A 21,401-nucleotide genomic window follows, 5' to 3' on the forward strand; every position below is an offset into this window, starting at 1 on the left:
AAACGCATCAATCGCGTTTCGGAAAAGATCATGCCAGACGGGGCGGCAGCTATTTGCGGTAGCTGAACAGCCTCAGAATGATGAATGCCGGCACGACGATCGCGGCACCCAGCAGGAAGTAGCCGAGGAAGCGATCGACGGCGCGGAAGCCCATGCGCCAGATGTCGACGAAGAAATCGCGGATGCCGTAGATCACGTCTAAGGGCGACCAGCCGAAGGCTGACATGACGATGCCGACGAGGAAGGAGATGACCAGCAGCTTGATGAACACCCTGAGCGGGGTGTCGCCGAGAAAGCGCGTCAATCCGGACAAGTTCGATCTCCTGCGATTCGAGCCATCAGGCATATCGTGATTGCGCCACGCGCTTCAAGGTGCTGACGCCGAATGCCACCCGCGCTGCACAACCTGCGATTCATGTGATCGGCAGACATTTCACGCAGGACGATACATCCGCGTTGACCTTTTGGAAAACATTCTCGGGCGATTAGCAACTTCTGATGGATCGTCGGGAGTTGAGCGCGCGGTGGGAATGGAGAAGAACTCGCAAGCCAAACGCGGTCTCAACAGCTACCTCATCGCCTTGGCGTTGGCCTGCCTGCTTCCCGTGGTCGCAGTATCGGCTGTTGCGGTCTGGTCTGCCGGAAGCGCCTACAGGGATGCGGCAGTCGCGCGCTTGAACGACACCGCTCGCACGCTGGCCAATGCCATCGAAGGAGAGCTGAGCAGCCGCTTCGCCAACATGTCGGTGCTGGCGCAACATCGTGAGATTCCCGATCCCGAACCGCTCCCTGAGCCGGAACTGTGGGTGCTCGGCGCCGACAACAATGTGGCGCTGATCGCCAACGATCGCGTCCCGGCCTTGCGCGCCAGGTCGAACGCGGCGGCGGATGCCGCAGTGCTTGCCATGAGTACGCAGGCGAACGTTGTCTCGAATGTGCTTACCACAGGCAACGAGCCGCGCCTCGTGCTGGCTGTGCCCGCCCCTCCGGGCAAGCGCGGGGGCGCTGCCTACGTCATGTCGACGTCACCTCAAGACCTTATCCAGACCTTGCAGCGCGGCAAGCGCGCGCCGACCGACATATTGGTGGCCGTCACCGACGGCAACGGGCGCATTCTCGCACGTTCGCGTGACGCCAGCCGGTTCATTGGCCAAGTCGCTCCGGACTGGCCCAAACTGGAGGCGCTTGGAACCAATGCCGGACTTTTTGCGGCAAAAACCATTGAAGGCCTGCCGATCATCCTGTCTTTCCAGAAGCTGGCTGGCACACCGGGCTGGGTGATCATCGTCGGTGAATCGACGACCGTATTCGACGCGCGCTGGCGCGACCCGATGTTCAATCTGATGTTGGGTGCAGGCATGAGCCTGCTGCTTGCCGTCTGCGTGGCGATGTGGCTCGGCAAACGCATCCTGCAGCCTGTGCAGGCGCTGGCCCGCTACAGCAATGCCATCGCCGATGGACAGGAGACGGAGGCGGCCTCGGTTGCCCCATCCTCAATCCAGGAATTCGAGATCCTGCGCCAGAGCTTTACCAGGGCCGAAAATGCCCTGCGCAGCGAAAAGCGCCGCTATCGCACCATCGCCGAAACGGGTGCCATTGTGCTGTGGCGTCGCGACGGGGATGGCAGCGCTGGCCTCGCGACCGGCTGGGAGCAACTCACCGGCCGGCCGGAAAGCGAGGTCGAGGGCCAGGAGTGGACCAACGCCATCCATCCCGACGATCGCCCGATTACCTCCGCCGCCTGGGCCGAGGCGCTCAAGCAAAACACGCCGCTCGATGTCGAGTTCCGTCTCAAGGTCAGCGACGGACGCTGGCTCTGGGTTCGCTCGCAAGGTGCCCCGGTGTTCGACACAGACGGGCGCATCATCGAATGGGTCGGGCTGCTAGAGGACATCGACGAACGCAAGCGCGCGCAGGCCGACATCGCCTATCTGGCGCATCACGACACGCTGACCGGGCTCGGCAATCGCATCCTGTTTCGCCAGCAGCTCGAACTGGCGGTCGGCAATGTCCGGGATGGCCGCGCCCGCGCCCTGCTCTGCCTCGACCTCGACCTGTTCAAGCAGGTCAACGACACGCTCGGCCACCCTGTCGGCGACGCGCTGCTGTGCGTGGTCGCCGACAGGCTGCGCGGCTGTGTCGACGTGGCGGATTGCCTCGTGCGCCTCGGCGGCGACGAATTCGCCGTCATCCAGAATGACAGCCGACAACCGGACGCTTCGGTTTCGCTCGGCTGCCGCATCGTCGAGGCGCTCTGCGCACCCTACGACATCGGCGGTCACCAGATTTCCATCGGCGCCAGCGTCGGGGTCACCTTGATCGGCAACGACAGCAGCGACATCGGTACCTACTTCAAGCGCGCCGACGCCGCCCTCTACCGCGCCAAGCAGGACGGCCGCGGCCGCGTCTGCTTTTTCGATCAGGTCGAGTTGCTCGCTGATATGGTCGAACTGGCCAAGGGCGGTTCGGTGCAGGCGAAGGACGTCGCCGAGCGCAGCAACGGGCGCGCCTAGGCCGTCGCCAGTCGCGCTCAGGAAGCAGCAGCCACCACGCCACCGTCCTTGATGTGCGGTTGAGCGTCCATCAGTTCCTGGAAATAGGCAACCGTGCGCTGAAGGCCCTGCTCCAGCGGCGTGGCGGGTCGCCAGCCGAGAGTGCCGGCCAAGGTGATGTCGGGCCGCCGCTGCTTCGGATCATCCTCGGGCAACGGCAAGAACTCGAGCCGCGACCTGCTGCCCGTCTCGGCCAGAACCGCGCGGGCGAGCTCGATCATCGAAAACTCCTCCGGGTTGCCCAGATTGACCGGTCCGGTGAAATCGCGTGGAGAGGCCATCAGCCTGATCAGGCCGTCGACGAGGTCGTCGACATAACAGAACGACCGCGTCTGCGTGCCGCCGCCGAAGATCGAGATGCTGTCGCCGCGCAACGCCTGCATGATGAAGTTGGAGACGACGCGCCCGTCATCGGGCTGCATCCTCGGGCCATAGGTGTTGAAGATGCGGGCGACCTTGATCTCCAGATCGTGTTGTCGCCGGTAGTCGAAGAACAGCGTTTCGGCGCAGCGCTTGCCCTCGTCGTAGCACGAGCGCGGGCCGATCGGATTGACGTTGCCCCAGTAGCTCTCGTCCTGCGGGTGGACGGCCGGGTCACCATAGACTTCCGATGTCGAGGCCTGGAGGATCCTGGCGCCTAGACGCTTGGCGAGGCCAAGCATGTTGATGGCGCCGAGCACGCTGGTCTTGGTGGTCTGCACCGGATCGCGCTGGTAATGGATGGGCGACGCCGGACAGGCCAGGTTGTAGATCTCGTCGACTTCGACAAAAAGCGGCTGGCAGACGTCGTGCTCGATCAATTCGAAACGGGAATGTTCGGCAAGGTGTGCGACATTGGCGCGCGCACCGGTGTAGAAATTGTCGACGCACAAGACATGCGTCCCTGCCGCGAGAAGCCGTTCGCAAAGATGCGAGCCAAGAAAACCCGCTCCACCTGTAACCAGTACCCGCTTTTCTGGACGCATGTCGGCCTCTGCTTTCGCTACAGGCATTGCTTGGCGGGCAAGCTCATGCAATGTCGCTCATGTTTCTACAAGTTCGGCATTTCCAGGCCAATAGGCGCGTTTGAATGAACTATTTCGACGGCAGCGCTTTCAGCAGGGACTGGACATCCCACCACATCCCGATCTGGGAAAAGCTGCTGCGCGAGCGCGCGCAGGAGCCGCTGCGGGTTCTGGAAATTGGCTCCTTCGAGGGCCGCTCGGCGCTGTTTTTCCTGAAGTTCCTGCCTAATTGCCATCTGACCTGCATCGACACATTCGAGGGCAGCGTCGAGCACAGGACACCCGGCTCGCGCCATCACACCGACATGAGCGAAGTCGAGGCACGCTTCGATGCCAACACGAAGCTCTTTTCCGACCGGCTCGAAAAGCTGAAGGCCTTCTCGATCGAGGCGCTGTCGGAACTGCAGCGCGAGTCGCGCCGCTTCGACGTCGTCTATGTCGACGGCGACCACCATGCCGCCTCGGCTTTCACCGACGCCCAGCAGAGCTGGGACCTGCTTGCCTCGGGCGGCATCATGATCCTGGACGACTATCTGTGGCAGCCGGCCAAGCCGGCCGCCGAGCGCCCAAAGCCCGGCATCGACGCCTTTCTCCAGGCAAGAGCAGGAGAGTACGAGGTCCTGCACAACGACTACCAGGTGATCGTCCGCAAGACCTGGAGCCCGTCCCGCGATGCCGCTTCAGGTTTCACCATCGGCGGGCGGAGCATCGACGAGGCCTCCGGCGGGTCGATCAAGCCGCCCTTGGTCAGCTTCGTCGTCATCGCCTGGAACTATGGCCGCTACGTCGGTGCGACGATCGACTCGATCAAGGCGCAGGACTACCCCAATTTTGAGTGCCTGGTCATCGACAATGGCTCGACCGACGACAGCGTCGAGGTCATCGCCAGACATGTCGGCAATGACAGTCGCTTCCGTATCGAAACGCTGCCGGAAAATCTCGGCCAGCTTGGCGCGGCATTCTGGTCGCTCGACAAGATCAAGGGCGGCTTCGTCAGCTTCGTCGATGCCGACGATGTGCTGCTGTCGACCTACGCGTCGATGCATGTCCAGGCTCACCTGGCGCTGCGGCAAAGCGTTGCCTTCACCTCGTCCAGCGTCGCGGAAACGGACGCGCTGGGAAACATCCTGGCTGTCGCTGGCGGCGGCGCCGTCGACAGCCAGAGCCAGACGCGAAACTTGCATGCCGAAGCGTCCGTCTTCCGGCTGCCGACCGTCTCACAGCAGCACTTCCAGCAACTGTCGGCGCGGACCGTTCTCGTGCCGAGGTGGGCAAGCGGCTGGCAATGGAGTCCCGGTACGGCAAACATGTACCGGGCGTCGCACTTGCGGCTGGTCCGGCGCGGCGGCGAAGCCAGACACATGCGGGCGGCGGACGGCTACTTCAACTTCATGTGCCATGGCTTTGGCGGCAGCGCCCTTATCGATGTCGTTCTGTCAGGCTACAGGCTGCATGGGGAAAACGCCTTCTCGAACCATGAAAGCTCGCCCTGGCTTCGGTCCGGGACGCCGGAATACTACCGGCTCGCCGAGGAAGCGACGCTGACCGATATCGATTTTCTCCTGGCCAATGCAGGCAGATATGCCTGGATGCTCGACGGCGGCTACTGGTCGGTGCTGGATCTCATCACCCGCGAAACACCCAAGCGACTGCGCAGGTTCTACGGCGACCGCAAGGTGTTCGCGGTCTTCCTGGCAAATGCACCAACACTGGCGGCCGAGTTTCGCTCGCGTGTCTTTTGCCGTGAAATCCTTGCCCGCTTTTCCGGCAGCCAGGCACGAAAGATCCTCCGCGCCGGATATGGCGGGAAGCTCAAGCAGCGCGCCTATGGCGAGATTGCACTGTCCGAGCTGCGCAAAGCGCTGTCGATCCTGCGGAAGCACAAATAACGTCGCCCGGCGCAGCAGCCGAATTGCGTCGGTACTGGTACAACACGTTTCCCGATTGCCTGCCCGCAAGGCGAATGCTAACCAAGTGCCCGCGCGGGTATGATGTAATGGTAGCCTGTCAGCTTCCCAAGCTGAACGCGCGGGTTCGATTCCCGCTACCCGCTCCATTTTTTGCAGCAGGATTTTCGCCCTGCCCGCAGCCAATCCGAGGCGGGTGCTAGCACATGCGTCTTGCGACGCCTGCTCCGGATACGAAAAGGCCGGACGCAAGCGCCCGGCCTTCGGTGTTCAGGTATCAGCGATCAATCCGCGCCATAAATATCGAAGTCAAAATACTTCGCGTTGATCTTGGCGTAGGTGCCGTCCTTGTAGATGGCGTCAATCGCGGCGTTAAGCTTGTCGCGCAAGGCGGTGTCATCGAGGCGGACGGCAATGCCGGTCTCGGATTCGGTGCCCTTGAGATCGCCGATCATCTTGCAGCAATCCTGACCGGTGGTCTTCATCCAGTCGACGAGCACGAACTTGTCGGCGACGACGGCGTCGAGGCGGCCATTGGTCAGGTCGGCCACGGCCTCGTCCTGCGTCGGATAGAGCTTCACGTCGGCGCCGGCCTTGGCATAGTGGTCCTCTGCATAGATGCTCTGCGTCGTCGAGGCCTGTGCGCCCACCGACTTGCCCTTCAGCGCATCGGGCTCCGGTGAGGTCAACTCGGAGGTCTTGAGCGCAATCAGCGCCAGCGGCGTGGTGTAATATTTGTTGGTGAAGGCAACCTGCTTCTTGCGTTCCTCGGTGATGGTCATCGAGGCGACGATGGCGTCGAACTTCTTGCCCTGCAGCGCCGGAATGATGCCGTCCCAATCCTGGGCGACGATCTCGCATTCGACCTTCATCTGAGCGCACAGCGCATTGGCGATGTCGACGTCGAAGCCGACGAGCTTGCCGTCGGCGCTCAGATTGTTGAAGGGCGGATAGGCGCCCTCTGTGGCGATCTTGAGCTTTGTTGCGTCCTGCGCCGAGGCACCGCCCGCCGCAGACAACAGCGCTGCCAGCGAAGCAGCGCAAGCGAACTTCCACGAAATCTGCATGATCCTCTCCATTTGCCGGGCACCCTTATGTCGGGCGTCCCTGCCCGCAGCCAAGCACAGCGGCTTGAAATGGACAAGCAGACTAAGGTCGGCAGGCCCTGACCTAAGGTCAGTCCGTACGGAAATGCTTTGAGAGCTTCAGTCCCTGAGCCTGATAGTTGGAGCCGAGGTCGGTGCCATAAAGCGCTTTCGGGCGTGCCAGCATGTGCTCGTAGACGAGGCGGCCGACGACCTGGCCGTGTTCCAGGATGAACGGCACTTCGTGGCTGCGTACCTCGAGCACGGCGCGGCTGCCGGTGCCGCCGGCGCCGGAATGGCCGAAGCCTGGATCGAAGAAGCCGGCATAGTGGACGCGGAACTCGCCGACCAGCGGGTCGAACGGCGTCATTTCGGCGGCGTAGAGCGGCGGCACATGCACAGCCTCGCGCGACACCAGGATGTAGAACTCGTCCGGGTCGAGCACCAATTCCTCGGCGCCATGATTGTAGATCGGCTCCCAGAAGTCGACGACCTTCTGGGCGGCGCGCTTGTCGACGTCGACGAGGCCGGTATGGTGCTTGCCACGATAACCGACGATGCTGCCGGGCGCACCGGCAAGGTCGATCGACAGCGCGATGCCGCCCCCCGAAATGTTTGGCGGATCGATCGCCACCAGCCGGTCGGACAGGTGCAGCGCGTTGAGCTCGGTTTCCGACAACAGCGCATTTCCCTTGCGGAAGCGGATCTGCGACAGGCGCGAACCCTTGCGCGCGACGATCGGGAAGGTGCGCGGGCTGACCTCAAGATAGAGCGGGCCGCTGTAGCCGGCGGGAATCTTGTCAAACTCCTGGCCATGGTCGGTCATGACACGGGTGAAGATGTCGAGGCGGCCGGTCGAGCTCTTCGGGTTGGCCGAGGCCGATATTTCGGCAGGCAAAGCAAGACTCTCCAGCAGCGGCACGATGTAGACGCAGCCCGTCTCCAGCACCGCGCCATTGCTCAGGTCGATCTCGTGCAGCTTGAGCCGGTCGAGCTTGGCCTGAACCAGCGAATTGGGGCCAGGCAGGAAGGACGCGCGCACGCGATATGCGATGGCGCCAAGGCGCAGGTCGAGGCTCGCCGGCTGGATCTGGTCGGCATCGAGCGGCGACGCCTTGAGCGCGCCCGACGCAAACAGCGCCGCGATGTCCTGGTCTGGAAGAATGCCCGACTGCCGCAATTGCCTCACTCCTCTACAGCGCCGCCAGCCCAAAAAGCGAGCCGGGGCCGCTGGATCCCGACCGTTTCCGGGCTCATGTGCGTGGCCCAAAACGTTTAGTCGTCCTCGCAATTGACGCAAGCAGGCTGCGGGTCTAAAGGACATTTATCCCGTGGTGATTTGGCCGGTCGGCTTGCAGCCACGTTAAACAAGTCGCTAAAGGGCCGCGTTGTGGACCGGTTGCGACTTATCGCGGCCGGTTTTTTTGTATTTGGATTTGGCTATGAGCTCCGAAAAGCAGCGTAACTGGAAACCCCAGACCACCCTCGTCCATGGCGGCAGCCTTCGCTCCGGCTTCGGCGAGACCTCGGAATCGATCTTCCTGACCCAGGGCTATGTCTATGAAAGCGCCGAAAGCGCCGAGGCCCGCTTCAAGGGCGAGACCCCCGGCTTCATCTATTCGCGCTACGCCAATCCCACCGTCGACATGTTCGAAAAGCGCATGTGTGCGCTCGAAGGCGCGGAGGACGCACGTGCCACCGCCTCCGGCATGGCGGCCGTCACCGCCGCCATCCTGTGCGGCCTGAAGGCCGGCGACCACATCGTTGCTGCCCGTGCCCTGTTCGGCTCGTGCCGCTGGGTCGTCGAGACGCTGGCGCCCAAGTATGGCATCGAGGCGACGCTGGTCGACGGCACGCTGATCGAGAACTGGGAAAAGGCGGTCCAGCCCAACACCAAGCTGTTCTTCCTGGAAAGCCCGACCAACCCGACGCTCGAAGTCGTCGACATCGCGGCGGTCGCGACCCTTGCCAATTCGATCGGCGCACGCCTCGTCGTCGACAATGTCTTCGCCACGCCGATGCAGCAGAAGCCGCTCGAGCTCGGCGCCCATGTCGTCGTCTATTCTGCCACCAAGCACATCGACGGCCAGGGCCGCTGCCTCGGCGGCGTCATCCTGTCGGACAAGAAGTGGATCGATGAGAACCTGCACGACTACTTCCGCCACACCGGCCCGAGCCTGTCGCCGTTCAACGCCTGGACGCTGCTCAAGGGCTTGGAGACACTGCCGCTGCGCGTGCGCCAGCAGACCGAGACCGCCGGAAAGATCGCCGACTTCCTCGCCGAGCAGCCTGAAGTGTCGCGCCTGATCTATCCGGGCCGCGCCGACCACCCGCAGGCCGACATCGTCAAGCGCCAGATGTCGGGCGGCTCGACGCTGATCTGCTTCGACGTCAAGGGCGGCAAGAAAGCCGCTTTCGCCTTCGAGAACGCGCTGCGGATCGTGCTGATCTCGAACAATCTCGGCGACGCCAAGAGCCTGATCACCCATCCGGCGACGACGACGCACAAGAACCTCACCGACGAGGCCCGCGCCGAGCTCGGCATCGACGACGGCACGCTGCGTCTGTCGGTCGGCCTCGAAGACGCCGACGACCTGCTCAACGACATCGGCGACGCGCTGAAGGCGGCGCGCTAGACGCCCGGGACAACGGCGCTCCGCAACCGGGAGCGCCGTTCAAGCCGGCGGTAAGATCCGTCACAGCCTCATCACAATCGGCGTGATTTTGTCGAACAGCAGTTGACCCGCAGCCTCGCGCGGCGGACTCTGTCATCGTGCAGGCCAAGGAGCGCAGCATATGTATCGCGCAATCACCCGCAACATCGCGGTCGAGGTCGAGCCCTTCTATCTGGTGGACCAGTCGGAGCCATCGGAAAACCGCTACGTCTGGGGTTACCGCGTCACCATCGAGAACAATTCCGACGAATTCGTCCAGTTGCTGTCGCGCTACTGGCACATCACCGATGCGAGCGGCAAGGTCGAAGAAGTGCGCGGCCCGGGCGTGGTCGGCGACCAGCCCGAACTCAATCCCGGCGACAGCTATCAATATGCGTCCGGCTGCCCGCTCTCGACGCCGTCAGGCATCATGGTCGGGCGCTACACCATGCGCAACGAGGCGGGCGAGATGTTCGACATCGCCATCCCGGCCTTCTCGCTCGACTTGCCCGATGCTCGCCCCAGGCTGAACTGACGCATCATTGCGCCCGACTTCACTGTACCGGTGCGAATTCTGCCGGGTCGAATTCGTAGGACTTGGAGCAGAACTCACAGGCGACGCGGATGACGCCGTCTTCGACGCTGTCAGTGATTTCCTCGGCCGTGAAGCCCTGCAGGATGCCCTTGATCTTCTGGCCCGAACACGAGCATTCGTCGACGACGCGAACGCCGTCATAGACGACCACGCCATGCTCGTGGAACAGGCGGTAGAGCAGCCTTTCGGTGCCGACCGTCGGGTCGATCAGTTCGGTCGGCTCGATGGTTCCGACCAGCGCCAGAAGCTCCTGCCAGGAGTTGTCGTCCGGGTGGACTGCGATGTCGCGCTCGTCGCCGTCGCCGCCATGGATGTCGGCCACGCGCCGGCGCTCGGGCGAGTCGGGCAGGAACTGCGCCAACAGGCCGCCGGCACGCCAATGCTCGCGCGGGCCGCCTTCGGCCGGCAGCACGAGCTTTGCCACCGACAGCTTGACCTCGGTGGGGATCTGTTCCGACTGGCGGAAATAGGCGCGCGCCGCCTCTTCCAGCGTGATGCCGTTGAGCTCGACGATGCCCTGGTAGCGTTGGGTATGCTCGCCCTGATCGATGGTCAGCGCCAGCACGCCGCTCCCGAGCAGATCCTCGGGCGCGGTCATGCCGGCCTCTATCGCCGCATCGACGCGGTCGGCGTCGAAGCGTGCATAGGCGCGCAGCGAATGCGGCGTGGTGAAGTCGGCGACCAGCATGTCGACCGGCCCGTCAGTGCGGGTCTGGAAGATGAACTTGCCTTCGAATTTCAGCGACGTGCCGAGCAGCACCGTGACCACACAGGCCTCAGCCAGGAGCCTGGCCACCGGCTCGGGATAGTCGTGCCGTCCGAGGATCTGGTCGAGCAGCGGGCCGAGCTGGACGGTGCGGCCACGCACGTCGAGCGGCTCGACCTGGAATGGAACGACATGGTCGTCGCCGGCGAACCCGAATTCGCCGAGCTTGCGTTCGGTGTCAGTCACTGGAACTTATCCCATCTATAGAGTTCCGCGCCCGGTCGGTCCGCCGACGGTCGCAGAACATGGCTTTGATGATAATTGAATGATCCCGCCCCAGATAGGGTCGCGGGATCACGCATTCAAGCGCCCAGGCACCAGGCGAGCACGGCCTTCTGCGCGTGCAGCCGGTTTTCCGCCTCGTCGAAGACCACCGAGTTCGGGCCGTCGATGACCTCGTCGGTCACTTCCTCACCGCGATGCGCCGGCAGGCAGTGCATGAACAGGGCGTCGGGCTTGGCATGCTTCATCAGGTCGGAATTGACCTGATAAGGCAGGAACACGTTATGGCCGCGGGCGCGATGCTCCTGGCCCATCGACACCCAGCAGTCGGTGACGATGGTGTCGACACCGCGAACCGCGTCTTCGGGCGAGCGCGTGATCATGACCTTGCCGCCATTGGCGCGGGCCCAGTCGATATACTTCTGCTCCGGCTCGCTGCCCTCGGGCACGGCGATGTTGACGTTGAAGCTGAAGCGGGCCGAAGCCTCGAGCAGCGAGTGCAGCACGTTGTTGCCGTCACCGGTCCAGGCAAAGGTCTTGCCGCGCACCGGGCCGCGATGCTCCTCGAAGGTGAGGATATCGGCCATCAGCTGGCACGGATGGGTGTCGTCGGTCAGGCCGTTGATGACGGGAACGGTCGCATTCTCGGTCAGCTCGAGCAGTCGGTCATGCGCGGTGGTGCGGATCATGATGGCGTCGACATAGCGCGACAGCACCTTGGCGGTGTCGGCGATCGATTCCGAGCGGCCGAGCTGCATCTCGGTGCCGGTCAGCATGATGGTTTCGCCGCCAAGCTGACGCATGCCGACATCGAACGAGATGCGCGTGCGGGTCGACGGCTTGTCGAAGATCATCGCCAGTACCTTGCCCTCCAGCGGCTTCGATCGCTCGCCGGCTTTCAGGCGCGCCTTGCGCTTGGCTGCGTCGTCGAGAATCCCGCGAAGGTCGCTCCCGGAAAGTGCCGAGAGGTCGGTGAAATGGCGAATCCCGCTGGTCATGTAACTTCCTTGGGTTCAGCCGCCGCTGGCGGCGGCCTTGGAAAGGCTGGCAGCTCCGGCGCGAACCCGCGCGAGCGCCTCTTGGATGTCCGCGTCGCTGGTCGTCAGCGGCGGCAGCAGGCGGATCACATTATCACCTGCGGGCACCGCAAGCAGCTTGTGGTCACGCAGCGCCATGTTCACCTTGGTGTTGGGCATGGTGCATTTGAGACCGAGCATCAGGCCGGAACCGCGGATACCCTCGATCACGTCGGGGAACTCGTCGGCGACGGCGGCGAGGCCCTGCTTGATCAGCAGTGCCTTGCGGCTGACCTCATCGAGGAAGCCTTCCTCGAGCACGACGTCGAGCACGGCATTGCCGACGGCCATGGCAAGCGGATTGCCGCCAAAGGTGGTGCCGTGCACGCCGGCAGTCATCGCGCTTGCTGCCTCCTCGGTGGCCAGGCAGGCACCCATCGGGAAACCGCCGCCGATGCCCTTGGCGATCGCCATCAGGTCCGGATTGACGCCGGCCCATTCATGGGCAAACAGCTTGCCGGTCCGGCCGATGCCGCACTGGACTTCGTCGAAAATCAAGAGCAGGCCGTGCTTGTCGCAAAGCTGGCGCAGGCGCTTCAGGGATGCGGTCGGGAACGGACGGATGCCGCCCTCGCCCTGCACCGGCTCGAGCATGATCGCCGCCGTCTCCGGTCCGATCAGCTTCTCCGCCGCATCGATGTCGTCAAAAGCGACCTGGTCGAAGCCTTCGACCTTCGGACCGAAGCCCTCAAGATATTTGGCCTGGCCGCCGGCGGCGATTGTCGCCAGGGTGCGGCCATGGAAGGCGCCCTCGAAGGTGATGACGCGGTAACGCTCGGGATGCCCCTTCACATACTGGTAGCGGCGCGCCGTCTTGATCGCGCACTCCAGCGCTTCCGCACCCGAGTTGGTGAAGAAGACGCGGTCGGCGAAGGAGTTTTCGGCCAGGCGTTCGCCAAGCCGGCTCTGGCCGGGGATCTGGTACAGATTGGAGACGTGCCAGAGCTTGGCAGCCTGCTCGGTCAGTGCCTGGACGAGATGCGGATGGCTGTGGCCCAACGAATTCACCGCGATGCCACCAGCAAAATCGAGATATCGCTCGCCGGTTTCGGTGATCAGCCAGGAACCCTCACCTCGCTCGAAAGCCAGAGGTGCACGAGCAAACGTCTCGAAAAGCGCCGAACCGCTCATTATATGTCTCTCCGAAGCCCGGAAAATCAAAAAGCCGCCTCAGAGCGGCGGCCTGCGGCTATATCAGGTTTTTCTGCCATGAAGTCAACGAAAACGTCGCTTATGCCAGCGCATTCCACGCCACCCGTTGCCGCGTAGCCACGTTATCTCGGCAAGTTGGGGAAAACCGTAAAAACCGAATCGTGCTGCCCTCTCGGACTCTTGTCACGGAGTCAGCGCATCGGTAATTGTAATTGAGAAATAACTAGATTTCGTGCGGCGGACATAATCACCGAATAGATGTGGTGTCCAACCGGCTTTGCCCGGACGGAAAAGGATTCCGAGTACTGCGCGTTAAATCAGGAGCACTGTCTCATGAATTGGACTGACGAGCGGGTCGAACTACTCAGGAAATTGTGGTCGGAAGGTCTGAGCGCGAGCCAGATCGCGGCGCAATTGGGCGGCGTCAGCCGCAATGCCGTCATCGGCAAGGTTCACCGCCTGAAATTGTCGAGCCGCGGCCGCGCGACGACTGCCCCGGCCCGTCAGAAGAAGACGACGCAGGCAACGACCGCGACCAAGACTGTGCAGCGCACAGTCACGGCGACGCGCACCGTAACCGCCAGCATCGGCGCAACCGCGCTGCAGGCGCAGTTCGAGGTCGAGCCGGTTGCCCGCCAGTACATCCGCCCGGTTGAGAACGTCGTCGTGCCGATCTCGCGCCGCCTGCAGTTGGTTCAGCTCAGCGAGCGCACGTGCAAGTGGCCGAACGGCGATCCGCTGAGCGAAGACTTCAGTTTCTGCGGCAACGAAGCCGGTGAGAGTGGGCCCTATTGCGGCTACCACTCGAAGATCGCCTTCCAGCCGGCCTCGGAGCGCCGCCGCTCGCGCTGAGCGAATAGCAAACAGTGCAATTGAGAAAGGCCTCGGATCGCCAAGCGTTCCGGGGCCTTTTCTTATCCGCTACTCACCATTTGCTGCTCTCACAGCCACCCGTTCTTCCTGAAGCGCCAGTACAGGATCGAGCAGATCGTCGCGATCGCGACCAGCACGGTGGGATAGCCGTACTCGAAATGCAGCTCGGGCATCTCGGCGAAATTCATGCCGTAGATGCCGGCAAGCGCCGTCGGCACGGCGAGGATGGCCGCCCAGGAGGCGAGCTTCTTGGCGATCGCCGTTTCCTGGCTTTGGCCGACAAGCAGGCTCGCCTCGAAGGCGAAGGCCAGCACCTCGCGCAGATTGTCGACCTTTTCCAGCACGGTGCGGATATGGTCGGTGACGTCGCGAAACAGCGGATGCATCGCCGGTCGCAACTGCGGCAGGTCGGCGCTGGTCAGGCGGCGACAGACCTCGACCAGTGGGCCGGCGGCATTGCGCAGGCGCAACAGGTCACGCCGCAGCATGTAGAGCCGCTCGATGTCCTTCGACGTCATCGGCCGCGCCAGAACGCCATCCTCGATGAGGTCGACCTCTTCCTCGATCTGCTCAAGCACCGGCATGTAGTTGTCGACGATGAAATCGAGGATCGCGTAGAGGATGAAGTCCTCGCCTTTTGCCAGCGCGCTCGGACAGCTTTCCCAATGCTGGCGGACAGCGGCATAGGAGGTCGAGACGCCGTGGCGGACGCTGACGATGTAGCCCTTGCCGACGAACATGTGTGTCTCGCCGAAATTCACCCGACCCTGCACCAACTGCGCTGTGCGTGCGACGATGAACAAGGCATCGCCATATTGCTCGATCTTGGGACGTTGGTGCGGATGCTCGGCGTCCTCAATGGCAAGGTCGTGCAGATTGAACTGGCGCTGCACCCTGAGCAGCAGCTCGCGGGCCGGCTCGAGCAGGCCAATCCAGACGACGTGGCCTTCCTTGGCCGCCCAGAGGCCGGCTTCTTCGATCGGGATGTCGGCAATACGACGGCCGCCGAAATAGACGCTGGAGGCGACGACACCGCCTTCCAGCTCGGGGTCCTTGTCGAACTTCCTGGCCAGTTCGGTCATGCTGCACCCCTGCGGGGATCAGCCCCGCCGATCGGAGACTATTCTAGACCTTCACCACCCGGCGCAGAAGAGCCTGCGTCCATCGTGGCTCAGCCGGACTTTCCCTCGCCTTCCAGCGTCACGCGATGGCTCTTGTCTTCCTTGGGACGCTCGGGCGGCATCTGCTCTCCGGTGACGATGTAATAGATCGTCTCGGCAATGTTGGTGGCGTGGTCACCGATGCGCTCGATGTTCTTGGCGACGAACAGCAGGTGCGTGCACGGGGTGATGTTGCGCGGATCTTCCATCATGTAGGTCAAAAGCTCGCGGAACAGCGAGGTGTACATGGCGTCGATCTGCTCGTCGCGGTCGCGCACGAAGCCGATACGCTCGACCGAACGCGAGGCGTAGACGTCGAGCACTTCCTTAAGCTGGGTCAGCGCGAGCTCCGCCAAAGCCTCCAGGCCGCGGAACAGGCTGTTGGGTTGCCGGCCCTCGGCCACCGCCAGCACACGCTTGGCGATGTTCTTGCCAAGGTCGCCAACGCGTTCGAGATCGGCCGAAATACGGATCGCGCCGACGATCTCGCGCAGGTCGGTCGCCATCGGCTGGCGCCTGGCGATGATCAGGATCGCCTTGTCGTCGATCTCGCGCTGGGCCTCGTCGAGCACGATGTCGTCCTGGATCACCCTCTGGCCAAGTGCCGGGTCGGCATTGACCAGAGCGGCGATCGCCTGATCGACCATACGCTCAGCCTGGCCGCCCATCGCGGCGATCTTCCGCGCCAGGAATTTCAGCTCGTCGTCGTAGGCACTGACAATATGTTGTGACTGCATGGCCGAATTTTCTTTCGTCGGTTCCCGTTGGGGAATCGTGATCCTGAATCTAGCGCTTTACGCTAGCCGCATGACGGAAAAAAGAAACCGGGGAAGGATTTAGCGCCGGCGCGACGAAATCTGCCAGGTCTGCACATCGGAAAGATCGCTTTGCCGGCTTCAGGCAATCATCGCGTGTGATTGGCCAACCGGTAACTGTAGATGCCACCCACAAGCAGCGGCACCAGGAACGCCGCCAGCAGTGCGGCGATCAGCCAGGTCGGATGCTGCACCAGCAGCGCGCAAACCACCAGCACGATGCCGCCGGCAACGAACAGCATGCCGGTCAGCCGCTGCGTCGCGCGCCAGAGCGCGGGATCATTCATGATCCACGGCAAGCGCACGCCGGCGATGGCATTGGGCTGGGTTTTGGGCATGACGTTGCCCACAAGGATCAGCATGACGCCAAGCGACAGCGTGATGACGCGCACCATCTGGTCGGGGTAGCCGAGGCCGATCAGCACGATCGAGCCCTGGATCGTCAGCATCAGCCCGGTCATGAGGGGTATGACGGTCGCAAAGGCATGTTTGCTCGACGCCATCTGCTCCGGTCCCGCCCGGTTTCCGATGAAGGCCAGCAGCACCGACAGCGTAACAACCGCCACGGGCGTCAGCAGCAATGCCGTGTCGCGCGGCCAGAATGCATCTGCCTCGCCGCTCGGCCCCCAATGGATCGGCAACATCGTGCCCGCCGGCACCAGCAGGTAACCGGCAAGCGTGACGGCAGCGAGGGCTGCCGCAAGCGCCAGATTGATGCGCGAAAACAGGGCCTGCTTCATGGTTCCTGGTCCTTCAGGCTGAGGAGTCCTGTTAGGGCCTCCTCGAGGATCGACGTGTTGAGGTGATAGATCAGGCTCGTGCCGCGCCGTTCGACAGCGACCAGCTCGGCCTCCTTGAGCTTGTTGAAATGCACCGACAGCGTCGGTTTGGTCAGATCGAAATGCCCTGCCAATTCGCCCGCGCTCAGCGGCCCGTTCTTGAGCAACGCCAGGATCCGCCGCCGGACCGGGTGTGAAAGCGCCTCAAAAACCGCATTGATCCCCATCTGGCCGCCGTTGATTGTGTCTGCGCTATTATTTAGAAATTCTTCTAATTAGAGTCAATGCGAATTATCGAAATGCAGAAGCGTCGACCGGCTGCCCATGCCAGGCGGTCGACGCTGCATGCGACAAGGCAAGTTTTGCTTGCGGCTCAGGCGATGGGGAAATGCACTGTGAAGGCCGATCCTTCGCCCAGCTTCGAGCGGATCGACAGCCTTGCGCCATGCCGCGTCAGGATGTGCTTGACGATCGACAGGCCGAGGCCGGTGCCCTTCTGCGCACGGCTGGTCTCGACATCGACGCGGTAGAAGCGCTCGGTGACGCGTGGAATATGCTCTTCCGGAATGCCCGGACCGAAGTCGCGGACGGTGACTTCAAGCTCGGCTTCGCTGCCCTGCCCGACGCGCCGCATCGTCACCTGCACGCGCCCGCCCGACTGGCCGTATTTGCAGGCATTTTCGAGCAGGTTCTGGAACACCTGGAACAGCTCGTCGCGGTCACCGTGAACCTCGAACGAACCATCGCCGAAATCGCGCTCGACGACCACGCCGGTCTCTCCGGCCAGAGGGCCGAGCGAGGCGATCACCGCGTCGACCGTCTGGCGCAGGTCGACGCGGACGCCGGGCTTGAGATAGGGCTTCATCTCCAGCCGCGACAGCGACAAGAGATCGTCGATCAGGCGAGCCATGCGGCCGGTCTGGTTCTGCATGATCTGCAGGAACTGGTCGCGCGCATTGGGATCGTTACGGGCCGGACCGCGCAGCGTCTCGACGAAGCCGGCGATGGAGGCGAGCGGCGTGCGCAGCTCATGGCTGGCGTTGGCGATGAAGTCGGCGCGCATACGGTCGATACGGCGCGCCTCGCTCTGGTCCTTGAACGCCAGCACGAACAGCCCGGTGCCGCGCCCGACCGCCGACGCGGTGACGCGATAAACACGCTCGAACGGCACCCGCTCGACATAGTCCGTAGCCTGCCCGTTGCCCGCGCCCGCCAGCACCGTCTCGATCAGCGCCTGCATTTCGGGCGCACGGAACTTCAAAAGCAGCGGAAGGTCGGGCCTGATCGCGCCGAAGGCCGTCTCGGCAGCCGCATTGGCATGCACCACCGTGCCGTCGCGGTCGAAGATGATGAGCGGATTGGCAACTGCTGCCGCCAGCTTCTCGCCCGACAGCCTGTCGAGCAGCGAGCGCTCGATGCCGGCGCTGGCCTCGGCCAGCCGGCGGGCTGCCGGCGTGCGCGGCGCGACGAGCGCGAACAAGATTAGCGCTGCAATCGTCCCAAAAGTGAAGGGCACGGAGACGCCGCCGAAGAAATGGACCGCGAGGACGGCAAGGATCGCCGCGGCCAACATCCAGCGGTTCTGGTACAGCCGGCCGACCCCGATCCGCGCCGTGCGCCTTGCCTTCGTCTGCGTGGTGGTCTCTGCCATACGAACGTTTCCGGTGCCGCAGCACCCGCAAGAAGCCTCTGGACCGCTTCCAAGCCACCCAATAGCATGACTTGCCGAGCTGGAAAGGTGCCGAGGTCATGAAAAAAGACAAGGAAAGCAAGAAGGACAACGCCGCCAGCGCGGCGGTTAAGGTCGATCCGGTGCCGGTCGCCGGCCCCGTCGAGATCAGGATCGGCAAGGAAGAGCGCAGCTTCGACATCAACGACCCCGTCCTGCCCGACTGGATCGACAAGAAGGCGCTGACGTCGGGCCACTATCCCTATGACGACAAGCTGCCGCAGAAGGAATACGAAAAGACGATCGAACAGCTGCAGATCGAACTGGTCAAGCTGCAGGCCTGGTTGCAGGCCGTCGGCAAGCGCGTGCTCGTCCTGTTCGAGGGCCGTGACGCCGCCGGCAAGGGCGGCACCATCGCTGCGGTGCGCCAATACCTCAACCCGCGTACGGCGCGCGACGTTGCTCTGACCAAGCCGACCGAGACCGAACGCGGCCAATGGTATTTCCAGCGCTACGTCGAGCATTTCCCGACCTCGGGCGAGTTCGTCACCTTCGACCGCTCCTGGTACAACCGCGCCGGAGTCGAGCCGGTCATGGGCTTCTGCACGCCCGAGCAGCACCGCCAGTTCCTCGACGAAACGCCGAACTTCGAGAAGATGATCGTCAACGAGGGCATCCATTTCTTCAAGTTCTGGCTCGACATCAGCCAGGAGATGCAACTCAAGCGTTTTCACGACCGTCGCCACAGCCTGCTCAAGAGCTGGAAGTTCTCGCCGATGGACATTGCCGGCATCAGCAAATGGGACGACTACACCAGGGCGCTGAACCTGATGGTCGAAAAAACCCACACCCAGCACGCGCCATGGATCGTCGTCCAGGCCAACGACAAGCGGCGCGGCCGCATCGCGGTCATCCGCCATATCCTGCGGGCATTGCCTTATGAAGGCCGCGATCTCGACGTTGTCGGCAGGCCCGACGGCAAGATCATCGCCGAAGGCATGAAGTTCCTGAAGGACTAGCGGTTTGAAGGCAAATGAGTGAGCTCGCGCGGCGGCGCCGATGCGGTGTATTCGCCCAATGGGGCGACCACCGGCATCGCTCCAACAGCAAGCACCACCTGCCCATGGCAGCATCGCCCAACACGCCGTCGCAAACGCGCACAGCCTTCAGAAGCTGCGGCGGTCTTTTGGTTTCAGCGCAAGCCGGCAGCGCCATACCAGCCTCATAGGCGTGGTGCCGTCTGCTTCGTCGAACGCCTGAGCTTCGGTGGCGCGCAATACAGCGCGGACGCAGAAAAAGCGGGGCGGATGGTCGCGTGACTGGAGTCAACCGCAACCATCACGCACCCACGGCCTGCGAGCCGTAAATTTGGATACTACGACAGTAATCGAACCAAGCCACGCCAGCTGTTTCAGACAGCCCGCACGCGCAGGTGCGTCCCCCCCAAGGCGACTGGTCCAGTTGCATTGCAACACCCCCATGCTGCAACTCCCCGCAGGCGATTATGCATATTGGCCCATTTGAGGCCATGCCCCGAACGGGTGAGACGCCGACTAATTAACTTAGATTGTCTTTTTCACCTCGGGGCTTGTGACCCTTGTGGTGCATTGTTCCACAATCGCTTTGCCTGCGCGCGACGACGACGCTAAAGCTTCTGCCAGTGATCATCGCGACGCGTGTCCAGACCGGACACGCGGCAACCGAAGGCCCGGAGCAGACATGAACCCCGCACCGCTGATGCTTGCGATCGTCATGTCGCTTGCAACACTGCCCGGCCCGGCCCGGTCGGCCGAACCGCAGGTGCCGGTGCTGTGGGACAGCAAGGAGCGGCTGCCGAAGCCTGATCTGTCGACGCTGCCGCGCCTGCGCTTCCTGACCACCACAGATTTCCCGCCCTTCAACTTCATCGACAAGGCGGGCCGCCTGTCGGGCTTCCATGTCGACCTCGCCCGCGCCATCTGCGCGGAACTCGGCATTGCCGAGAAATGCCAGATCCAGGCCCTGCCCTGGAACGAGCTCGGCAGCGCGCTGAACGCAGGCGAAGGCGAAGCCCTCATCGCCGGCGTGCCGGCAACGGCCGAGACGCGCGAAAAATACGCCTTCTCGCGGCCCTATCTGCAATTCCCGGCGCGCTTCATCATGAAGAAGGCGCAGGCCGTCACCGAGCCGCTGGTCGACAAGCTGCGCGACAAGCGTGTCGGCGTGATCGCCGACTCGGCGCATGAGCGTGTGCTCAGGGACTATTTCGGCAATCTGAAGGTCGTCACCTATGCCAAGCCGGACTGGCTCAACGCAGACCTCAAAGACGGCAAGCTCGACGCCGTCTTCGGCGACGGCATGCGCCTGTCGTTCTGGCTGAGCGGCACCGACGCCGTCGGCTGCTGCCGCTTTGCCGGCGGGCCCTACCTGGCGCCCGAATATCTCGGCACCGGGCTTGCGATCGCGACAACGCCAGGCAATGCCGCACTTGCCGCAGCCTTCGACTACGCGCTGCACGAAATCTCGGCCAAGGGCACCTTCGCCGAGCTCTATCTCCGCTACTTCCCGGTCAGCTTCTTCTGACCAAGGCTCGACCGGCTCAGGTCAGGGAGCGGTGGCGGGCCTTGGTGGCGCGCTCGATTGCAGCGACAGTCAGCGCGTCGACGCTCAGGTGATGGCGCAGGCGCTGCAGGATGCGCACCTCCTCCATCCGCATTTCGAGATCGACTGAAGCCACCTCGAAGGCCGCCGCATAGGCCGTGTCATGTAGCCGCTCCGGAATTGCCCGGCGGGCGAGTTCGAGCACGCCTTCCAGCCCCGGCTCCTCGTGCAGCAGCTCCTGGCAGTCCTGTGCCACGCCGATCAGCCGCTTCTGGTCGAAGTCCATGAAGACGGGCCAGGACTTGACCACCTCGCCGATCCGCGCCAGCTCGACATCGGTCATGTCGCGGTCGGAAGCTGAGGTGATGACCATCAGATAGATCAGCGCCTCGTGGGCAGTCGGCAAGGGCATGGAGGTCTCCAAAGTGTTGAATCTCGCCCGAACTTAGGAACGCAACCCCGTCACTGCAACGAAAAATGGCCGGAATCGTTGACGCCCGCGGCATGCGCGC

20 protein-coding genes, 1 tRNA gene and 1 riboswitch are annotated in these 21,401 nt (G+C 63.3%); of the genes, 8 read left to right on the forward strand and 13 right to left on the reverse strand.

Annotated elements, in window-relative coordinates; translation table 11 throughout:
* Nucleotides 1-49 precede the first annotated feature (49 nt).
* The gene (locus tag N7E70_RS26240) at nt 50-346 is read right to left on the reverse strand and encodes a DUF6460 domain-containing protein (RefSeq protein ID WP_442866480.1); all 297 of its coding nucleotides are present in this window, start codon (nt 344-346) and stop codon (nt 50-52) included.
* Between the two features lie 328 nt (nt 347-674).
* On the opposite strand from N7E70_RS26240, the gene N7E70_RS26245 reads away from it, so the two are divergent.
* The gene (locus N7E70_RS26245; protein ID WP_263008063.1) at nt 675-2,513 is read left to right on the forward strand and encodes a diguanylate cyclase domain-containing protein; all 1,839 of its coding nucleotides are present in this window, start codon (nt 675-677) and stop codon (nt 2,511-2,513) included.
* 17 nt (nt 2,514-2,530) lie between these two features.
* Here the strand turns inward: N7E70_RS26245 and N7E70_RS26250 are convergent, their stop codons facing one another.
* Nucleotides 2,531-3,517: a UDP-glucuronic acid decarboxylase family protein gene (locus N7E70_RS26250; protein ID WP_263008064.1), complete on the reverse strand. Its 987-nt coding sequence runs from the start codon at nt 3,515-3,517 to the stop codon at nt 2,531-2,533.
* Between the two features lie 104 nt (nt 3,518-3,621).
* On the opposite strand from N7E70_RS26250, the gene N7E70_RS26255 reads away from it, so the two are divergent.
* The gene (locus N7E70_RS26255; RefSeq protein WP_263008065.1) at nt 3,622-5,445 is read left to right on the forward strand and encodes a glycosyltransferase; all 1,824 of its coding nucleotides are present in this window, start codon (nt 3,622-3,624) and stop codon (nt 5,443-5,445) included.
* Between the two features lie 93 nt (nt 5,446-5,538).
* A tRNA-Gly gene (locus N7E70_RS26260) sits at nt 5,539-5,612 on the forward strand.
* A 135-nt stretch (nt 5,613-5,747) separates the two neighbouring features.
* Here the strand turns inward: N7E70_RS26260 and N7E70_RS26265 are convergent.
* Entirely contained in the window at nt 5,748-6,530 is a 783-nt protein-coding gene (locus N7E70_RS26265; protein ID WP_067965409.1) for an ABC transporter substrate-binding protein, read from the reverse strand.
* Between the two features lie 109 nt (nt 6,531-6,639).
* Nucleotides 6,640-7,728: a 2'-deoxycytidine 5'-triphosphate deaminase gene (locus N7E70_RS26270; RefSeq protein WP_182576006.1), complete on the reverse strand. Its 1,089-nt coding sequence runs from the start codon at nt 7,726-7,728 to the stop codon at nt 6,640-6,642.
* Between the two features lie 141 nt (nt 7,729-7,869).
* A riboswitch (SAM riboswitch) is annotated at nt 7,870-7,947 on the forward strand.
* Nucleotides 7,948-7,990: 43 nt separating this feature from the next.
* Between N7E70_RS26270 and N7E70_RS26275 the strand changes: the two genes are divergently transcribed.
* The gene (locus tag N7E70_RS26275; RefSeq protein ID WP_067965413.1) at nt 7,991-9,184 is read left to right on the forward strand and encodes an O-succinylhomoserine sulfhydrylase; all 1,194 of its coding nucleotides are present in this window, start codon (nt 7,991-7,993) and stop codon (nt 9,182-9,184) included.
* Between the two features lie 160 nt (nt 9,185-9,344).
* Nucleotides 9,345-9,737, forward strand: a complete 393-nt coding sequence (gene apaG, locus N7E70_RS26280; RefSeq protein WP_182576005.1) for a Co2+/Mg2+ efflux protein ApaG — start codon at nt 9,345-9,347, stop codon at nt 9,735-9,737.
* A gap of 19 nt (nt 9,738-9,756) precedes the next feature.
* On the opposite strand, the gene N7E70_RS26285 is transcribed toward apaG, so the two are convergent.
* The 3 genes from N7E70_RS26285 to N7E70_RS26295 all read right to left on the reverse strand — a co-directional run bounded on the left by N7E70_RS26285 (nt 9,757) and on the right by N7E70_RS26295 (nt 12,992).
* Nucleotides 9,757-10,749: an Hsp33 family molecular chaperone gene (locus tag N7E70_RS26285; protein WP_182576004.1), complete on the reverse strand. Its 993-nt coding sequence runs from the start codon at nt 10,747-10,749 to the stop codon at nt 9,757-9,759.
* 116 nt (nt 10,750-10,865) lie between these two features.
* Nucleotides 10,866-11,783 (reverse strand): ornithine carbamoyltransferase, encoded by a 918-nt coding sequence (argF, locus tag N7E70_RS26290; RefSeq protein ID WP_182576003.1) that lies wholly within the window; start codon nt 11,781-11,783, stop codon nt 10,866-10,868.
* A 15-nt stretch (nt 11,784-11,798) separates the two neighbouring features.
* Nucleotides 11,799-12,992 (reverse strand): aspartate aminotransferase family protein, encoded by a 1,194-nt coding sequence (locus N7E70_RS26295; protein ID WP_067965417.1) that lies wholly within the window; start codon nt 12,990-12,992, stop codon nt 11,799-11,801.
* A 354-nt stretch (nt 12,993-13,346) separates the two neighbouring features.
* Here N7E70_RS26295 and N7E70_RS26300 point away from each other — a divergent pair, with 354 nt between their 5' ends.
* A complete protein-coding gene (locus N7E70_RS26300; protein ID WP_263008073.1) occupies nt 13,347-13,865 on the forward strand; it encodes a GcrA family cell cycle regulator in 519 nt (172 codons plus the stop codon).
* A gap of 89 nt (nt 13,866-13,954) precedes the next feature.
* On the opposite strand, the gene N7E70_RS26305 is transcribed toward N7E70_RS26300, so the two are convergent.
* The 5 genes from N7E70_RS26305 to N7E70_RS26325 form a co-directional block, all read right to left on the reverse strand.
* Nucleotides 13,955-14,968: a magnesium and cobalt transport protein CorA gene (locus N7E70_RS26305; protein WP_154387160.1), complete on the reverse strand. Its 1,014-nt coding sequence runs from the start codon at nt 14,966-14,968 to the stop codon at nt 13,955-13,957.
* An 89-nt stretch (nt 14,969-15,057) separates the two neighbouring features.
* Nucleotides 15,058-15,783 carry a phosphate signaling complex protein PhoU gene (phoU, locus tag N7E70_RS26310; protein ID WP_067965420.1) on the reverse strand — a complete coding sequence of 242 codons (726 nt, stop codon included), beginning with the start codon at nt 15,781-15,783 and terminating at the stop codon, nt 15,058-15,060.
* A gap of 167 nt (nt 15,784-15,950) precedes the next feature.
* Nucleotides 15,951-16,601 (reverse strand): SdpI family protein, encoded by a 651-nt coding sequence (locus N7E70_RS26315; protein ID WP_067965422.1) that lies wholly within the window; start codon nt 16,599-16,601, stop codon nt 15,951-15,953.
* Complete coding sequence (locus N7E70_RS26320) at nt 16,598-16,867, reverse strand: autorepressor SdpR family transcription factor (RefSeq protein WP_067965423.1); 270 nt, start codon at nt 16,865-16,867, stop codon at nt 16,598-16,600. The genes N7E70_RS26315 and N7E70_RS26320 overlap by 4 nt, the downstream gene beginning before the upstream one ends.
* 146 nt (nt 16,868-17,013) lie before the next feature.
* Nucleotides 17,014-18,291, reverse strand: coding sequence for an ATP-binding protein (locus N7E70_RS26325; RefSeq protein ID WP_263008074.1), 1,278 nt, complete (start codon nt 18,289-18,291; stop codon nt 17,014-17,016).
* Nucleotides 18,292-18,389: 98 nt separating this feature from the next.
* On the opposite strand from N7E70_RS26325, the gene ppk2 reads away from it, so the two are divergent.
* Both ppk2 and N7E70_RS26335 read left to right on the forward strand, forming a co-directional pair.
* Nucleotides 18,390-19,328, forward strand: a complete 939-nt coding sequence (gene ppk2, locus N7E70_RS26330) for a polyphosphate kinase 2 (protein ID WP_083948698.1) — start codon at nt 18,390-18,392, stop codon at nt 19,326-19,328.
* 700 nt (nt 19,329-20,028) lie between these two features.
* On the forward strand, nt 20,029-20,871 hold the full coding sequence (locus N7E70_RS26335; protein ID WP_442866481.1) for a transporter substrate-binding domain-containing protein: 843 nt from the start codon (nt 20,029-20,031) through the stop codon (nt 20,869-20,871).
* A 16-nt stretch (nt 20,872-20,887) separates the two neighbouring features.
* On the opposite strand, the gene N7E70_RS26340 is transcribed toward N7E70_RS26335, so the two are convergent.
* Nucleotides 20,888-21,301 (reverse strand): tellurite resistance TerB family protein, encoded by a 414-nt coding sequence (locus N7E70_RS26340; RefSeq protein WP_067965428.1) that lies wholly within the window; start codon nt 21,299-21,301, stop codon nt 20,888-20,890.
* Between the last annotated feature and the right edge of the window lie 100 nt (nt 21,302-21,401).

Source organism: Aminobacter sp. NyZ550 (assembly GCF_025628925.2).
Taxonomy (GTDB): domain Bacteria; phylum Pseudomonadota; class Alphaproteobacteria; order Rhizobiales; family Rhizobiaceae; genus Aminobacter; species Aminobacter ciceronei.

Bases quoted from the DNA above. Each gene is read 5' to 3' on its own strand.
- N7E70_RS26240 (WP_442866480.1), bottom strand. From the start codon at position 346: ATGCCTGATGGCTCGAATCGCAGGAGATCGAACTTGTCCGGATTGACG.
- N7E70_RS26335 (WP_442866481.1), top strand. From the start codon at position 20,029: ATGAACCCCGCACCGCTGATGCTTGCGATCGTCATGTCGCTTGCAACA.
- N7E70_RS26275 (WP_067965413.1), top strand. From the start codon at position 7,991: ATGAGCTCCGAAAAGCAGCGTAACTGGAAACCCCAGACCACCCTCGTC.
- N7E70_RS26325 (WP_263008074.1), bottom strand. From the start codon at position 18,291: ATGGCAGAGACCACCACGCAGACGAAGGCAAGGCGCACGGCGCGGATC.
- ppk2 (WP_083948698.1), top strand. From the start codon at position 18,390: ATGAAAAAAGACAAGGAAAGCAAGAAGGACAACGCCGCCAGCGCGGCG.
- phoU (WP_067965420.1), bottom strand. From the start codon at position 15,783: ATGCAGTCACAACATATTGTCAGTGCCTACGACGACGAGCTGAAATTC.
- N7E70_RS26265 (WP_067965409.1), bottom strand. From the start codon at position 6,530: ATGCAGATTTCGTGGAAGTTCGCTTGCGCTGCTTCGCTGGCAGCGCTG.
- N7E70_RS26340 (WP_067965428.1), bottom strand. From the start codon at position 21,301: ATGCCCTTGCCGACTGCCCACGAGGCGCTGATCTATCTGATGGTCATC.
- N7E70_RS26295 (WP_067965417.1), bottom strand. From the start codon at position 12,992: ATGAGCGGTTCGGCGCTTTTCGAGACGTTTGCTCGTGCACCTCTGGCT.
- apaG (WP_182576005.1), top strand. From the start codon at position 9,345: ATGTATCGCGCAATCACCCGCAACATCGCGGTCGAGGTCGAGCCCTTC.
- N7E70_RS26250 (WP_263008064.1), bottom strand. From the start codon at position 3,517: ATGCGTCCAGAAAAGCGGGTACTGGTTACAGGTGGAGCGGGTTTTCTT.
- N7E70_RS26320 (WP_067965423.1), bottom strand. From the start codon at position 16,867: ATGGGGATCAATGCGGTTTTTGAGGCGCTTTCACACCCGGTCCGGCGG.
- N7E70_RS26255 (WP_263008065.1), top strand. From the start codon at position 3,622: ATGAACTATTTCGACGGCAGCGCTTTCAGCAGGGACTGGACATCCCAC.
- N7E70_RS26300 (WP_263008073.1), top strand. From the start codon at position 13,347: ATGAATTGGACTGACGAGCGGGTCGAACTACTCAGGAAATTGTGGTCG.
- argF (WP_182576003.1), bottom strand. From the start codon at position 11,783: ATGACCAGCGGGATTCGCCATTTCACCGACCTCTCGGCACTTTCCGGG.
- N7E70_RS26305 (WP_154387160.1), bottom strand. From the start codon at position 14,968: ATGACCGAACTGGCCAGGAAGTTCGACAAGGACCCCGAGCTGGAAGGC.
- N7E70_RS26315 (WP_067965422.1), bottom strand. From the start codon at position 16,601: ATGAAGCAGGCCCTGTTTTCGCGCATCAATCTGGCGCTTGCGGCAGCC.